Origin of the sequence: Chryseobacterium sp. C39-AII1 (genome assembly GCF_039672645.1) — a bacterium.
Classification (GTDB): domain Bacteria; phylum Bacteroidota; class Bacteroidia; order Flavobacteriales; family Weeksellaceae; genus Chryseobacterium.
The window spans coordinates 610,522-626,107 of the sequence record NZ_JBDFPQ010000002.1; the positions used below are offsets into that span (position 1 = coordinate 610,522).

Sequence of the window (15,586 nt, forward strand, 5' to 3'; positions counted from 1 at the left end):
TTTTAAGATGTAGGGAAAGAAATATAAATCTTCAACCCTTTTTCGATATTGGTTTCAAAAATAATTTTTCCCTGAATAGCTTCAATACGGGTTCCCGTATTTGTCAGTCCGTTTTTGCGGATAAGATCTCCGGAAATACCAATCCCGTTATCAGTGTAGTGAATAGTAACGGAATTATTCAGCTTTTCAAATTTAAAAGCAACGGTGCTTGCCTGGCTGTGTTTTTTCATATTCACCAGCAATTCCCGAATGATTTGATATACCTCATCTTTCGAAGAAGCAGGAAAATTTTCCCAAATATTTTTTCCGTTTCCGGCAACATAAGTGTTTACTGTATCATTTTTGAAAGAAGCAATAAGCGCGGAAATTTTTTCATCAAAAGGCTGTGTATCTTTAATTTCATTCTTTTCATAAGAAATATCTCTTGATTTTTCATAAACATATTCCAACTCATCCAGTGCTTCATCTTTATCAAAATGTTCCTGATTTTCAATTTTTGTCATTACCTGATAAATGCCGTTGGCAACTACGTCGTGAACTTTTTTAGACATTTTCAGTTGGGTGTTTTTGACTTCGAGCTCTTTTTCCTGCTGAAGTCTCTTTTTTCTTTTTCTATACCAGAATATGCCGCCGATTAATGATAATGATAAAGCTGTAAGAATAATATTTCTCAATAAAATATCGAATTCATTTTCTGCGTTTTTTGCTTTTATTTTTTCAACATCATATCTAATTATCGCGAACTGATTTTTAGCTTTGCTTCTTGAAATAGATATGCTGTCATAAAGTTTTTGATAGATTTGAAAGTATTTTTTTGATTGATCATTGTTTTCAGATACGATTAGCTTTTGTAAAGCTTCAATTTGATCGTCAGGACTTTTCAATTCCTTGGCAACACGATACATTTTATTTGCATATAATAATGCCGAATCTAATTTGTTATTTTTAATGTAATAGTCGGAAAGATGAGCATAGCTAGAATTTTGTCCCCAGATATCTTCTTCTTTTAATCTCAGGTTGAGAGCTTTTCTAAATTCAGGAATTGGATTGTATGAAGGATTTTGAAGCCATTTTGCTTTAGATAAATTAGTAATTGCTCGGGCATATTCAATATTATTTTTACTTCTTTTATTTAAAATATCGTTATATATAATTAAAGCCTCATTATATTTTTTATTATCCTGTAAAGCTTTTGCTTTATTATTTAAACATATTTGGATATCTACATCACTACCAGAATAGTTGATTGCAAAATCATAAAATTTAATAGCATTTTCATAGTCTTTTAAATTGTATGATGCTATGCCCAAATTATTGTAATTTGATCTTATGTTATCATAGTTTTCTGGATTTTTATTATTGAAATATTTAGTGGCATCTAGAGACGTTTCCTGAGCCCCAAAATAATCGCCCTTTTCTGTTAGAATAATCCCAATGTTGATTAAACACTTTCCAGCTCCAACGCTATCATTCTTTTTAAGAAATAAATCTTTTGCTTTATAAAAGTTGATTACGGCGCTATCAGTGACTTTTTTATCCTTAAAATCCCATGCTTTATCGTAATAGATATTTGTGTTCGATTGGTTATCCTTTTGCTTTTTATTTTGTGTACAAGAGAATAATAGTAGAAAAAGTATAAAATAATAAAACCTCACTGTTACTAGTTTTAACGAAATTAAAAAAAAACAACGAAAGAATCCTCTTTCGTTGTTTTTATAATTATTTTTTTGGTGGAATTTGTCCTGTATCTCCTCCCGTATCACTTCCCCCAGGATCTACTCCTTCCCCCGGATTACTAGAACTTTGTACGGTTATTTGTCCGTTATTATTATGATTACATGCTGCTGTATTTGCGTTATTATTTGAAAATGCTAAACCGAATAGCATTAATATAAATTGAATCATTTCCTTTAAAATTTGAAGTTGAAATTGTTTTTCTTCCTCTCACGATCTATTGATCGTAAGCTGTACACGTTTAAAATTTCGAAGCGCTTCTAAAATTTTTTGGGAAGTGAACCTTCAAAAACGGAGGAGAAACATCTGCTTCCCAACCCGGAGTTTTACCTCCGTTTTTTCGGGTGTTTTTAAAATCAGTTTTGTAAATTTGTTTTTATAATGTTTTGTTTATCACTGATTTTGTTATGGCAAAGATGGAGCATACAGACAGGCAAGGGTTAGACAAAACATGGACATCGATGGACATCAAATGGACAGGAATTGTGTTACGGAAAACCGTAATGCGACACGGTCAAGAATTTATTATTTTGTAATGCCCTTTAAAAACTAATTATGTCCAAAAGAAAACTACTAATTCGTGAAGTATTTAAAAAAGCAAAAGAAGAGACAGAAAAAACGACTAAAAATGCTTTAGCGGGCTATTTGTGGACTTATTTTGATGAACGCTTTCCAAATATTATTTCGGAAAAGACTTTAACAAGATATTATGATGCTTTTGTTTTGGAAACAAAGAATGAAATTGAAATAGATGTTTTTATACTTGACAAGCTAAGCCAATATCTTGGTTATGAGAATTTCACCGATTTCTCCCGAACATTTATTAAAAATGATGAAGAAGCCAATAAAACGACGGTGAAAATAAGCGTTGACCAAGACGAAGAATCTCTTGTTGAAAAACTTTCGAATATTATCATCAATATTACGAATGAGCAGCATTTCAAAATGCCAGATTTCATGAAGAAAAACGGAATGGGCATTGTAGAAATTGCTTTTTTGCTATGTTTGGCCAGTGGAAGCGTGATGTTTTCCAAGAAACCCAAAGGGGCTGGTTTTGCAGGAATTTTAGATTCCAGACCGCATTGTATGTATTGGGATAAAAGTGAATATAAGCCTGTGGATTGCGATGATAAAAACCCAATTTACGGACAAATAATTCCTTTCGATTATGAGACGATGGAATATTTTAAGAGGATCGAACGAAAAGATACTTTAACAGTAGAAAATGCGGCGGGAAAAGTATGGTATTCAAAATATAACGGAGAAGTTGAGTTTTTTACAGCAGATGGAATTGATCCTAATAATGGAAGAGAACTAAGAAAAGCAACTCCTTTTATGATTGATAAATACGCAGGATTACCAATAGATTCTACTGAAGAAGAATAATTTTTCATAATTAATTAAAATTGGCGTAAAACATTTCGTTTCAGAAACGCCTAATTTCGCTTTATTTTACAATGAATAAAGGGATATTCTCATTACTGTTTTTCGTGACAACATTATTTTCAGCACAAAAACCTGTGCAAATTGCTTTTCTTTCTGATGTGCATTTTCAGGATTTGTACGGAAGTTTTTCGGATAATGATTTTAAAGGAATCACGAATCCTAAAACCGGAAAGCAAACTATTTTACGAACAATGGATTCTCAGTTGCATTCTACACGAATTTTCAATGAAAATTATTTTGCTTTTCTGAAAGCTTTGGATGATATTGCCGCCAAAGGGATCAAAATTGTGGCGATGCCCGGCGATTTTTCGGATGACGGACAGGCGTATAATCTTCGCGGACTTCATCATATTTTAAATCAATATCATCAGAAATACGGGATAAATTTCTATTTAACCCCAGGAAATCACGATCCGGTTGGTCCATATCGAAACGAAGGTGGGAAAGATGATTTTCTGGGAAAAGACGGCAATCCTTTAGGTATTTACAGCAAAGAAAACATCGGAAAAGCAGATAATAAAATCATTACCAAAGATATTGCGGAGTCAGGATATTTAGAAATTTTAAATGAATTGAAAGACTTTGGTTTCTATCCAAAGAAAGAAGATTTATTCTGGAGTACGCCCTTTAATTCAGATGTATTTAAAAACTACTCTTATAAAAAAGCATTGCAGTCGGCAAATTATTCCACAAGAATGTATGAAGTGACGAAAGGTTTTTCTGTTCCTGATTTAAGTTATGTGGTAGAGCCTGTAAAAGGAGTTTGGATGATTGCCATAGACGGAAATACATATATTCCGAAAAATATTTATGAAAATCCTCAAAATGCTTCCAATTATAAAGGTGCGAGTATTGGCTATAATAACGTGCTCACCAATAAAAAACACCTCATCCAATGGGTAAAAAAGATTGCCGATGATGCGAATAAAAATAACAAAGTTCTAATCGCATTTACCCATTATCCAATGATCGATTTTAATGATGGTGCAACGAATGACATAAAAAATCTTCTTGGCGAGAAAAAGTGGCAATTAGAGCGCGTTCCTCAGGAAGAGGTTGCTAAAGTTTTTGCAGATGCGGGATTGCAGATTCATTTTGCGGGGCATATGCATATTAATGACACGGGAATTCGTAAAATAGGAGACAAGATGTTGCTGAATGTTCAGGTTCCGTCGCTGGCAGCTTATTTACCGGGATACAAAATTCTAACAATCCAATCAGCGGATAAAGTAGAAGTGGAAACGAAAATTTTAGATGAGGTTCCGAATTTTGATGAATTATTTCCTTTGTATGAAAAAGAGTACGAAGCTTTGCAGAAAAATCAGTCTAAAACTCTGTGGAATAAAGATATTCTGAAATCAAAATCCTATCATGATTTTATGCTTTTCCATTTGAAAGAGCTGGTTCGTTTGCGAATGATTCCGAGCGACTGGCCAAAAGATTTTATTCAGAAAGGAAGCACATTAACTGGTGAAGATTTGCTGCTGTTAATTCAAAATAAAAATCAATTAAAGGAAAAAAACATTGCTTCAGAATCTTTTAAGAAATGGAATTTTGATGATCTATTATTAGATGTGTACAAATTTCAATCGGCAGACGAATTGGCAAAGAAAGATATTCCTGCAGAGCGATTAGAGCAATATCAGGTATTGGAAAAATTATTTATTGAAAATCAGTCTCAGGATCCTTTTATGGTTCAGTCGAAATCTTTGTTTAAAATTTTGTCCTTATTATCAAACGGAGATCCGGCTGATCATTTTGAAATAGATTTGAAGAAAAAGGTTTTAAATAGGCTGTAAAAATGTTTAATCGAATTTTAAATTTTACCGCAAAAGATCCAAAAGTAATTGAATAACTTTACGATTAAGGATTACAAAAGTGAACAAAACGTTTGTTTTTAGTTCTATTTTAAAATCTGCATTATCTGCAAAATCAGCGAGAGAATAAAAGGAGACATTTGTGGTTAAGTAAAAGCAGAAAGACCATCGCAAATGCAATAGTCCTTCCTTTCAAAATCTAATCGTAAAAATGTTTTATTTTCCTGTTACGGGGTTCTTTCTTTCGTTAGTATTATTATCAAAACTTACCTTGTAATGCGATTTGAATAATTTACTAGGATAATAGTAATCTGTAGTAATTATTTGCGCGCCGCTTTCTTTTGCTTTTTCAAACCTCGAATAATCTTCACTTCGTGCTTCCATAGTATCGGCATCGGCTCTGGTTCGGATGATGTAACCTTGTTTTGCCAGCTCTATAATTTTAGAGTTATCTTTCGGTTCATTCATAAATAAAACTGCGGATTCTGGAGTTCCCGGTGTAGAATTGGTAAAGATCATTCTCCCTTTTAACGAAGGATGTCCTTTTGCATACAAATCTCTGTTTTCACTGTTATTATCCAGTACAAAAAGAAATTTACCTTTCGCATCTTTTACCTTTGGCCAGTTTTTATTCAAGACAGCTTCGTTTAATGTTTTATAAGATCCACGAATATCATCGGGTGTGATGATTTTATCTTGTCCTAAGAATTTTTTCAACTCATTATCCAAATCGTCAAAAAGTTTTGAAGTATAATGTTCGGGCTCCGTTCCATATGGGTTGGTTTTTCCGTCCTTTGGTTCTAGTGTGATAAAAACGGGATCGTGATCAGGATGTGCATCAGACCATTTTTTTAAATCTTTTAAACAATCTTCCAGCGTATAATACCATGTTTGATAGTCAATATCCGTAATATGAATCATTTTATAGCCAGGTTTTTTCATTTTTCCGGTCGGGTCAAAAGGCTCCGTAGTTTTTACCAGATCCAAAATTTTCGGATGGGCATATTTTCCGCCTTTGCTATCGGCATATACATCAATTTCAAGATTTCTCAGCCCCAGATCCAATTGTTGGGGAATAGGGATGTGTTCATACTGAATTCTTGGTAAAAGATGTAACGTATCTTTCTTTTCCAAATAACTGTAAACTTCTGGAAGAATTGCCTTTTTATAAGAATTGTGGGAGCCAATTACCTGAATTTCGTTGATTTTTAAATCATTAAGGTTTTGAGATTGTGACCAAAATAGATGGAATGTAGATAAATATAAGCCCAAGAAAACTGCCTTTTTCATGTTGTCGAATTTTGTACATGCGAAATTAGCGACTCTTCGCTGGCTGCTGTTTATATATTATGTTAAGTGTTTTTTAAGCTTTTGTAAATGATGAAAATTGTCCGTTTATAAATGGTTGATAATTAATATTATTCTATTTTCTCATTTATAGCTATTGATGTTTTATTGATTTTAAGATAATATTATGTTAAAATGAATTCGTGGTAGATGCTTTTACTTTGTATGCCGAAAAATAAAAACTAGCGATTGCCTGAAAGCAAAACCACTGTTGCGGGAACAACAGCGGCTTTTGAATAAGCAATGTAACGTCGTGCAATTACTTTACTTATTGATATGTACCACAAAATTAATTTTTTTAAATTTAAAAAGCTAATTCCAATTGCATTACTTTTTTTGGTAGCCAACCAAGCTAATGCTGAAGGACTTACTTCAAACTATCCTGTCTTTTCACAGGTGAACGAAACCCTTTCCGGGAATGTAACAGATCAGGACGGTTCAACCATTGAAGGTGCCAAAATCACCGTTGTGGAAACCGGAGACACAGCAACTACCGATGCATCCGGAAACTTTACCATTTCTGCAACTATCGGGCAAACTCTATCCATTTCTTATGACGGATATGCCGTACAGATGGTAAAAATTACCGGAACTTCAGTTTCCGTGAAATTACAATCTAAAAAGGAAGCCACTTCTATTGAAGAGGTGACTTTGGTAGGTTACGGATCTCAGAAAAAATCTGACTTAACGGGTGCCGTAAGCCAATTGAAAGCTGAAAATTTCAAAGAGGGAATGAATATTTCTGTTGATAATCTGATGCAGGGTAAAATTGCGGGGGTTCGTATTGTTCAGACCAGTGGAGAGCCCGGAGCGGGAGTGAATGTTTCGATCAGAGGGATTGGTTCCATCAGAAGTGGAAGTACTCCTTTGTTCGTTGTAGACGGGGTTCCGTTGAGTAATGATGCGGTAAGTGCTTCGGGGCCGAATGTCGGTTTAGGAAATGCTCAGGCAAAAAACCCGTTAAACTTTTTGAATACAAGTGATATTGAATCGATCACGGTATTAAAAGATGCTTCTGCTGCTGCCATTTATGGAGCAAGAGGTTCCAACGGGGTAGTTTTGGTAACCACGAAAAGAGGAAAAAAGGGAGATCCTTTGTTTACGTATGATACGTATTTAGGTTTTTCTTCGGTGATTAAAAAATTAGACCTGATGACCGCTGGCGAATACAGAGTTGCAGGAATTGATAAATTATACGACCACGGAGGAAGTACAGACTGGCAGGATGAGATTTACAGAAATGCGGTTTCTCAAAATCATTCGGTTTCCTTCTCAAAATCCACGGAATCGGGAAATTATTTTGCATCCCTTTCTCACATGGATCAGGATGGTATCGTGTTAAACAGTGGCTTTAAAAGAACAACAGCCCGTTTAAATGCTGAAGAATCTTTCTTCGATAATAAAAGATTAAAAATTAAATTAAACCTTACCGCAAGTGATATCAAGGAAACTGGAATTCCAAACGGTGCCAATGCTGGGTCAGACGGACAGGTGATTATCCATGCTTTAATGGCGAATCCTACACGTTCAGTGTACGATCAAAACGGAAATTATACCAATTTTAACATGAATGCTCACTACAATCCTTTGTATCTGTTGAGTAAGTATGAAGACAAAACCAATACCACAAGGATATTGGGGAATACAGAGGCAACGTTGAGAATCTTACCGGGGTTAAATTATAAATTCAATTTAGGGATTGATAAAACGGTATCGGAAAGAAATACGACCATGTATCCTAACCTTACCGACAGAACACCGAAAGGAGTATATGTTCAGGCTAATCTGGATTCTTACAATGTACTTTTGGAGCATTATTTAACGTATGATCTTAGTTTAGATAAACATAATTTCAGTTTACTGGGAGGTTTCTCTTATCAGAAATTCAAAGCGACAGGAACTTATTTTGGCGTAAAGGATATTGCAGATAAAGGAGCAGGAATTTCACCAGATATTAATCCTGGATATTCAGGAACAGCATTTGTTCCGGGAGCGGGATATGCACAGGAAAACGAGCTGCAATCGTATTTCGGAAGGGTAAATTATAACTTTGATAAGAAATATTTGTTAACCGCTTCATTAAGAGCCGATGGTTCTACACGTTTCGGGTTGAATAATAAATACGGATATTTCCCTTCAGTAGCGGTAGGCTGGACAATGTCTAACGAAAATTTCCTGAAAGATTCCAGAATTATTAATGAATTAAAATTAAGAGGAAGCTGGGGACAGACGGGTAACCAAGAGGTTCCGAATAAAATTACACAAGCAAGTTCTTCACTGGCGCAGTCGGCAGGATATTATTTGTATGATAATTTAGATCTTGTTAATGGTGTTGTGATCAACAGAACGGTAAATCCTGATCTGAAGTGGGAAGTGGTGGAACAAACCAATATTGGTGCAGATTTCAGCTTATGGAGAAACAGATTGTACGGATCATTAGAATATTATAATAAGGTAACAAGAGATCCGATACTTAATATTCCTTCAAGTCCGTTGAGTCCTACAAGTAACGTTTGGAGAAATGTAGATGCACAAATTGTAAATAAAGGTTTCGAATTCTCTATAGGTTCAGAAATTATTAAAAACGAAAATTTCACTTGGAATTTTGATGTGAATGGAGCGACAGTTAGTAATGTGATTAAAGGGCTTCCAGTTTCTGCAATTTATTCTGGTGAGGTTTCCGGTCCGGGGCTTTCTGGGGTTACGGCGAATATCTATAAAAACGGATATGAAGCGGGATCTTTCTATATGCTGAATTATCAGGGAATCGATGCCAACGGAAAGTATATTTATGAAGATGTAAACGGTGACGGAAGAATAGATCAGAATGACAGAAAAATCTTCGAAGGTGCCATTCCTAATTTCACTTTCGGGATCAATTCTTATATGAAATACAAGAAGTTTGACTTCTCATTCTCATTCATCGGACAAACAGGTGGATATTTGGTAAACAATACCGCGCTGGATTTAAATATCAACAACCTGGCTTCAGACAGAAACGTATTGAAAAACTTTTACGATTCTGGGGCAAGTTTTACCAATCAGCCGCAATTGTCTTCTTTATATCTTGAAAAATCAGACTTTATCCGTTTGAATAATGTGAGATTAGGTTATACTTTCGATATGAATCAGTTAAAATTCCTGAGAAGCATCAATCTATATGTAAGTGCTCAGAATGTATTCACGATTACCAATTATACAGGATATGATCCTTTGGTAGACACCAACAAACAAGTGGGAGGAAACCAGTCATTGGGTATTGATTACACTACATATCCTTCGGCAAAGACTTTCATTTTAGGAGCAACTGTTAAGTTTTAATTTAAGTTAAAAAGAAATCATGAGATCTAAATTTTTAAATATTAATAAAATCGTTTTATCCGTTGCTGCATTGGCTTTAGTAGGATGTACCAATCTGGATGAAAAAGTAATTGATGAGGTTTTGTGTTCTGAAAATGCAGATCCTCAAGCGGCTTTGGCTGCAGCATATAGTCAGCTGGGTGAAGGAACTTTCGTAGACCACGGAAACGTTTTTGCACTACAGGAATATTCTACAGATGAGGCTTTGTTACCAACGAGAGGAAGTGACTGGGGCGATGGCGGAAAATGGAGAGCCATGCATGAATTTAGCTGGGATGCCAACAATGATGTGGTAAAAACAACATGGAATAACCTTAATTTCGGAATTACAAAGTCTTTAACGGCCATTTCAAGTATTGAAAAGAGCAATGATATGAATAAAGCTCTGTTTTTGGCAGAAGCAAAAGGATTATTGGCATACTATACTTATACGACGCTCGATCTTTTCGGGCAGGCGCCTTACAGAGATCCAGGAAATCTAAGTGCTCCGATTGAAATTAAAAAAGCTGCTACTTCCATCGATGCTTTAATTACTGAGGTTGAAGGTCTTATTCCGGCATTAGCGGATATTAAAACACAGAATACCCACGCAGGAAGATTTACCAAACAGGCGGCGTATGCTTTATTGGCGGATATGTATCTGAACAGAGCGGTATTGAAGGATAAAACATCAAGTAATTTCAACTTTTTGGAGCAAGCGGTAAATGGAAGCGGAACGGATATGGATAAGGTGATTGAATATTCTAATTTATTGATTAATAATGCGAATTTCAGTTTAGAATCTAATTATTTCCACAATTTTGATATCAATAATGATACAAGCAAAGAAATGATCTTTACAGTGGTTCAGAAGAAACTAAATAACACAGATAAAGGTTCAGATAATGACCTGGCATATATGTCGATGGAAAGAATTCAAAAACCTTCTCCTGATAACAGAGGAACCAATGCCAGCTGCGTGACCCCTGAATTTTATTATTCATGGAACGGAAATTTCAACGATCCGCGTTTCCACAGAACGTATCAGTATGAAGACGGAACATGGTTCAAAAATGACGGATCGGATGTAAGCGTACCAGCAACCAGTAAAGTGGAAGGAACAGGAAAACCTTGGTTCCATTTCAACAGAGGATTGCAGGTGGGGCAACAATACGGACCAAAGATCGTTGATGGTAATTTTGAAATGACATCAGACGGAAGAATTAAGGTATTTAAATTATTTACAGAAAAAAATACCACGCTTGCGGCAGATTTTACTCCGGAACTGAATTTTGATAATCCTTCGGAAGCCGTTTTCACGCAGTCTCAGATTAACCGAGGGGTGAGAAACTTCAAATTTGAGTTCGATCCGGGATATGGAAATAACGGAACAAGCGGTTACGACGTACCATTATACCGTCTGGGAACCATTTATATGATGAGAGCAGAAGCGTATTTCAGAAACGGAAATGTAGCGGCAGCTTTGGCGGACGTCAATAAACTGAGAACAAGCAGAACTCGTGAAGCATTATACGGAAATGCTCCAGGAACTTCGATTTCCTCTTTGGATGCAAACACTTTGTTTAAAGAATCAGGATACGAGTTGTATTGGGAAATGTACAGAAGAAAGGCGATGATCAGATTCGGAAAGTTTGATCTTGCTGGGACGGCAAAACCTGCTTCGCAGCCTTACAGAAGAATCTTCCCGATTCCTCAGGCGACGTTGGATGCTTCAAAAGATTTCACACAAAATCCGGGATACTAGTTATCTTCATATCAAATAATTTTTTGTCTAAAAAAAGCGAAGGGAAATTAATCTCTTCGCTTTTATATTAAACTTGTTTAAACTTTTTTTTACCACAAAAGAAACAAAAGATTTTAACACTTTAGTTATTTTAAGTTTAATACTTAAATAAAAAAAGATCACATAAGTTTAAAAAAAATCTTTGATTTTTTCTCTTTGCAGACTTTTGAACTCCTTTAAATAAATCCAATAAGATCTTTTGCTTCTTTTGCGGTTAAATTTAAAATTAGTTTAAACAAACTTATTGTTATAGAATCATAGAAATAGGCTTTTGCCTAAATCTAAATGACTTTTAATCATTCAACATTCCCAATTCTCCGAAATACTTTTTGAATTTCTGGATTTTAGGTCCTACCACCGCGCTGCAATACGGCTGAGTCGGGTTTTCATTATAATATCCCTGGTGATACTGTTCAGCAGGCCAGAATTTCTCAAATTTAGTTAATTCTGTCACATACGTTCCTGCCCATCTTCCGGATTCTTGAGATGTTTTAATGGCTTGCTCTGCTTTTGCTTTTTCAGCATCATCTTTATAATAAATTACAGAACGGTATTGTGTTCCGATATCATTTCCTTGTCTGTTTAATTGAGTAGGGTCATGAAGAAAGAAGAAAACATCCATCAGCTGCTCGTAAGAGATGATTGCGGGATCATACATGATCTGAACCACTTCTGCATGTCCTGTTTCTCCTGTGCAAACTTCCTGATAGGTCGGGTTGTCTTTATGCCCTCCGGAATATCCCGAGATTGCAGATTCTACCCCTTTCAGCATATTAAAGCAGCTTTCCACACACCAGAAACATCCGCCACCGAAAGTAATTTGCTCTAAATTATTTTTATTCATTGTAAGGTTGATTATTTTTTGTCAATATTTTCTTTTTTTCCGGTTTCCGAATTGAGCCTTCGTCACTTCGAGTAGATTTTTGAAGAAAATTGTATCGAGAAGTTTATGATGTAGAACCTGCCATTTATTAACTTGTTCTCGATACATTTCTCTCCACTTTGCTTCGAGAAACACTCGAACTGACGATAACCGAAAAAAGACGATCAAAAGTATGAAAAAACTTTTTCAATTAAAGCTTCATAAAACCTCAAAACAAAAATTGTAATGATAGATGAGATAAATTTATTTTAAACACAAAAAGGATCTTAGAAATCTGCTTTATTTGCCAAATCAGCGAGAGGCTTTATGAGATCCTTCGACTGCTTCGTGCTCAGGATGACAACGCTAAAAATTAACCGTTAGAATAAAACCGTTAGTATTAGCTCTCTTGCCGAAGCATCGGATACAATTACATCAGTGTAATCTGCCAAATCAGCGAGAGGATACCAATAAAGTATAAAGATCAACAAGAAATCAGAAATAAAAAAAGCATCCTAAAAAGGATGCTTGATATTATTTAAACTAGCTTTCGGTTATTTTTCCCAAACCAAAGCACTTGCTCCTAAGATGGCAGCATCTGCTTCGTCTAGCTCACTGAAAACCAATTTTACTTTATTTCTGAAAATCGGAAGAAGGTTTCTTTCCATGTGAAGTTTGGCAGGTTTTAAAATAAAGTCTCCCGCTTTAATAACTCCTCCAAATAAAAGAATTGCTTCCGGTGAAGAGAACATAACGAAATTCGCCAATGCTTCACCTAATTTCTGACCCGTATATCTGAATACTTCAATGGCAATAGGATCTCCTTTTAAAGCACATTCGTGAACTGTTTTAGAGTTAATGGCTTCTTCAGGATACTGACTCAGCATAGATTCCGGAAATTCGGCTCTCATTTTCTTTGCAGTGATGGCAATTCCTGTGGCTGATGCATAGGCTTCAAGACTTCCTTCAGAACCTGTGCTCCAGTGTTTTCTTCCGCCAGGTTTTACGATGGTATGACCTAATTCTCCGGCAAAACCGTCGTGTCCGTAGATTAATTTTCCTCCCGATACAATTCCGCTTCCTACGCCTGTTCCCAAAGTAATCATGATGAAATCTTTCATACCTCTTGCTGCTCCGAAAAGCATTTCTCCAATCGCTGCTGCATTCGCATCATTGGTGATGGTACAAGGCAAATTGAATTTATTTTTCATCAATTCCCCAAAAGGAATAATTCCCTTCCAAGGTAAATTAGGAGCCTGCTCAATAGTTCCTGTGTAATAGTTTCCGTTGGGAGCCCCTACGCCTATTCCGTCAAAATTATCTTCAGTACCAAATTTTTCAATCAGGGGATGTACAGCTTCATATAGGGCATCGATAAAATCTTCTACCTTATCATAAGCATCTGTACGCAGATTGCCTTTTTCAAGAACTTCACCTCTATGGTTTACTACCCCAAATTTTGTATTCGTCCCGCCGATATCAATTCCAAGGGCTACATGTTTTGATAAATCTATTAATGACATTGTCTATTGTTAAATTCTAAGGGGATAAAATTATAAAAAAGATTGTATTAATAGCTTACTCTTAAACATTTATTTAAAAAATATTTTACGCCTTTTGTGGAGTTTTCTTTTTTCTTCTTCCCCACCAGATCAGGAATCCCGTTACTGGTAATGAGGCACATATAAGGCTTACGATAAAAGCGATGATTTTGGTAGGAAGTCCTAAAATAGAACCAACATGGATATCATAATTTGCCCCCACAGTTTTTTCACCGAAATTTTTGTCTTTCATGTCGTGCGTATGAAGCAATTCTCCTGAGTTTTCATCAAAAATTAAGCTGCTGCTTTTATGATAAGAATAGGATAAATGTTTCACATATACTTCAAAATTCGGATGCTCATGATCGTCCATGTGCTCGTGGCCAAGGTCTATTGAAAATCCGTAAGAATCCGGATATTTTGCTTTTACGGTATTGCTGATTTTGTCTAAAGTGCCTTCGGTTCTTAATTCGATAGGCGCTTTTGTTTTGATGGCTGAAAAATCAGGATACGCTGTTTCTCCGCCCGAAAAAACAAAGTAAATGGCTGCCTGAACTACGAAGAACGCATAAAACAGACCTGTAATTGCAAAAATTAAAGCGAAAATGGAAGAGTAGAAGCCTAAGACATTATGAAGGTCATAGTTTTTTCTTTTCCAGCTTTTTACGTTTTTCCATTTGAAAGAGAAACGCTGTTTTCTTGCCGCCTTATTTTTGGGCCACCAAAGGATAATCCCTGAGATAAGCATAATTACGAAGATCAGCACCGGAATTCCGGTAAGATAGGTTCCCCAAGATTGTTTTAGCAAATAGCTCCAGTGGATCATCTTTACAATCTGGAAGAAGCCATTCTTCTCATCATAGGTTCTCAGTACTTTTCCGTTGTAAGGGTTTACATAGGCTGCTTTATAAATAGGAAACTCTGTAAAGTAATTCCAGCCGCTGGGATCGTGTTCGTACCAATAAAATAGATAAGACATCTTTTTATCAATCGGAATATTTACCCAATGGATAGGATATTTTTCTTTTACCTGCTCATCTACCGCCTTTTCCAATACACGAATCGGAAGAACCTGCTTCTGATCGATATTGGCTTCGTTATGGTAAATGACATCTTTTCGGGTAACATTTTCTATCTCATCTTTAAAAACGTACAGTGCTCCGGTAATGGAGATGATGAAAATTAAAAATCCGACGCCTAAACCTAACCACAAATGCAGTTTTCCCGTCCATTTTTTGAAAACGCTGGGCTTTTTCTTATGATGATGCTGTTTCTTCATTGTTTCCTTAAGTTGCGCAAAGATAAGTTTTTAATTTTATTTAGAATATTTATAAATTGTTAAGGGGTACTTTTCATTTTTCAACCATTTTTTGTGTTATTGGGAATGTTTTAAATGAAAAGACAACTTCCCTAGCCGCGATGTTCTATGTTAAAAAGCAAATTATTTAGGTTAAAATTTTAAAATCTTTTTGATAATTTGGTTGATAATTCGTTTTGTTCTTTACAACCCCAAAACAGATTCTCAAAAGCTTATTACAAACGGCTATCAATGCCAGCTTTTTAGGCTTACCATCTGCCAAAAGTCTTTCATAAAATACCTTACAATGGGCATTGTGCTTAATTGCCGTCCATGAACAGACATATAATAAGCCTCGGATATGGGTCTTGGAAGTTCTGCATTTTCCAGGTGAATACG

General features: G+C 35.5%; 10 protein-coding genes and 1 pseudogene. 4 read left to right on the forward strand and 7 right to left on the reverse strand.

Annotated features, from left to right (window positions below):
* Positions 1-2: 2 nt before the first annotated feature.
* Positions 3-1,655 carry an ATP-binding protein gene (locus tag ABEG63_RS05690; protein ID WP_346583637.1) on the reverse strand — a complete coding sequence of 551 codons (1,653 nt, stop codon included), beginning with the start codon at positions 1,653-1,655 and terminating at the stop codon, positions 3-5.
* Positions 1,656-1,719: 64 nt separating this feature from the next.
* Entirely contained in the window at positions 1,720-1,887 is a 168-nt protein-coding gene (locus ABEG63_RS05695) for a hypothetical protein (RefSeq protein ID WP_346583639.1), read from the reverse strand.
* 402 nt (positions 1,888-2,289) lie between these two features.
* Here ABEG63_RS05695 and ABEG63_RS05700 point away from each other — a divergent pair, with 402 nt between their 5' ends.
* The gene (locus ABEG63_RS05700; RefSeq protein ID WP_346583641.1) at positions 2,290-3,120 is read left to right on the forward strand and encodes a hypothetical protein; all 831 of its coding nucleotides are present in this window, start codon (positions 2,290-2,292) and stop codon (positions 3,118-3,120) included.
* A 71-nt stretch (positions 3,121-3,191) separates the two neighbouring features.
* On the forward strand, positions 3,192-4,979 hold the full coding sequence (locus ABEG63_RS05705; protein ID WP_346583643.1) for a metallophosphoesterase: 1,788 nt from the start codon (positions 3,192-3,194) through the stop codon (positions 4,977-4,979).
* 234 nt (positions 4,980-5,213) lie between these two features.
* Here ABEG63_RS05705 and ABEG63_RS05710 read toward each other — a convergent pair whose 3' ends face one another.
* The gene (locus tag ABEG63_RS05710; RefSeq protein WP_346583645.1) at positions 5,214-6,287 is read right to left on the reverse strand and encodes a phosphatidylinositol-specific phospholipase C1-like protein; all 1,074 of its coding nucleotides are present in this window, start codon (positions 6,285-6,287) and stop codon (positions 5,214-5,216) included.
* A 333-nt stretch (positions 6,288-6,620) separates the two neighbouring features.
* Here ABEG63_RS05710 and ABEG63_RS05715 point away from each other — a divergent pair, with 333 nt between their 5' ends.
* Together ABEG63_RS05715 and ABEG63_RS05720 are read left to right on the forward strand one after the other, a co-directional pair.
* The gene (locus tag ABEG63_RS05715; protein WP_346583647.1) at positions 6,621-9,665 is read left to right on the forward strand and encodes a SusC/RagA family TonB-linked outer membrane protein; all 3,045 of its coding nucleotides are present in this window, start codon (positions 6,621-6,623) and stop codon (positions 9,663-9,665) included.
* 19 nt (positions 9,666-9,684) lie between these two features.
* Complete coding sequence (locus ABEG63_RS05720; RefSeq protein WP_346583649.1) at positions 9,685-11,448, forward strand: RagB/SusD family nutrient uptake outer membrane protein; 1,764 nt, start codon at positions 9,685-9,687, stop codon at positions 11,446-11,448.
* Positions 11,449-11,779: 331 nt separating this feature from the next.
* Here the strand turns inward: ABEG63_RS05720 and msrA are convergent, their stop codons facing one another.
* The 4 genes and pseudogenes from msrA to ABEG63_RS05740 form a co-directional block, all read right to left on the reverse strand.
* The gene (gene msrA / locus ABEG63_RS05725) at positions 11,780-12,331 is read right to left on the reverse strand and encodes a peptide-methionine (S)-S-oxide reductase MsrA (protein WP_346583651.1); all 552 of its coding nucleotides are present in this window, start codon (positions 12,329-12,331) and stop codon (positions 11,780-11,782) included.
* A gap of 572 nt (positions 12,332-12,903) precedes the next feature.
* Positions 12,904-13,872 (reverse strand): ROK family protein, encoded by a 969-nt coding sequence (locus tag ABEG63_RS05730; RefSeq protein WP_267403802.1) that lies wholly within the window; start codon positions 13,870-13,872, stop codon positions 12,904-12,906.
* Between the two features lie 85 nt (positions 13,873-13,957).
* Positions 13,958-15,169 (reverse strand): PepSY-associated TM helix domain-containing protein, encoded by a 1,212-nt coding sequence (locus ABEG63_RS05735; RefSeq protein ID WP_346583654.1) that lies wholly within the window; start codon positions 15,167-15,169, stop codon positions 13,958-13,960.
* A gap of 166 nt (positions 15,170-15,335) precedes the next feature.
* Positions 15,336-15,586, reverse strand: a pseudogene (locus tag ABEG63_RS05740) (hypothetical protein); the annotation flags it as partial.

Bases quoted from the DNA above. Each gene is read 5' to 3' on its own strand.
- ABEG63_RS05700 (WP_346583641.1), top strand. From the start codon at position 2,290: ATGTCCAAAAGAAAACTACTAATTCGTGAAGTATTTAAAAAAGCAAAA.
- msrA (WP_346583651.1), bottom strand. From the start codon at position 12,331: ATGAATAAAAATAATTTAGAGCAAATTACTTTCGGTGGCGGATGTTTC.
- ABEG63_RS05710 (WP_346583645.1), bottom strand. From the start codon at position 6,287: ATGAAAAAGGCAGTTTTCTTGGGCTTATATTTATCTACATTCCATCTA.
- ABEG63_RS05735 (WP_346583654.1), bottom strand. From the start codon at position 15,169: ATGAAGAAACAGCATCATCATAAGAAAAAGCCCAGCGTTTTCAAAAAA.
- ABEG63_RS05720 (WP_346583649.1), top strand. From the start codon at position 9,685: ATGAGATCTAAATTTTTAAATATTAATAAAATCGTTTTATCCGTTGCT.
- ABEG63_RS05715 (WP_346583647.1), top strand. From the start codon at position 6,621: ATGTACCACAAAATTAATTTTTTTAAATTTAAAAAGCTAATTCCAATT.
- ABEG63_RS05695 (WP_346583639.1), bottom strand. From the start codon at position 1,887: ATGCTATTCGGTTTAGCATTTTCAAATAATAACGCAAATACAGCAGCA.
- ABEG63_RS05705 (WP_346583643.1), top strand. From the start codon at position 3,192: ATGAATAAAGGGATATTCTCATTACTGTTTTTCGTGACAACATTATTT.
- ABEG63_RS05730 (WP_267403802.1), bottom strand. From the start codon at position 13,872: ATGTCATTAATAGATTTATCAAAACATGTAGCCCTTGGAATTGATATC.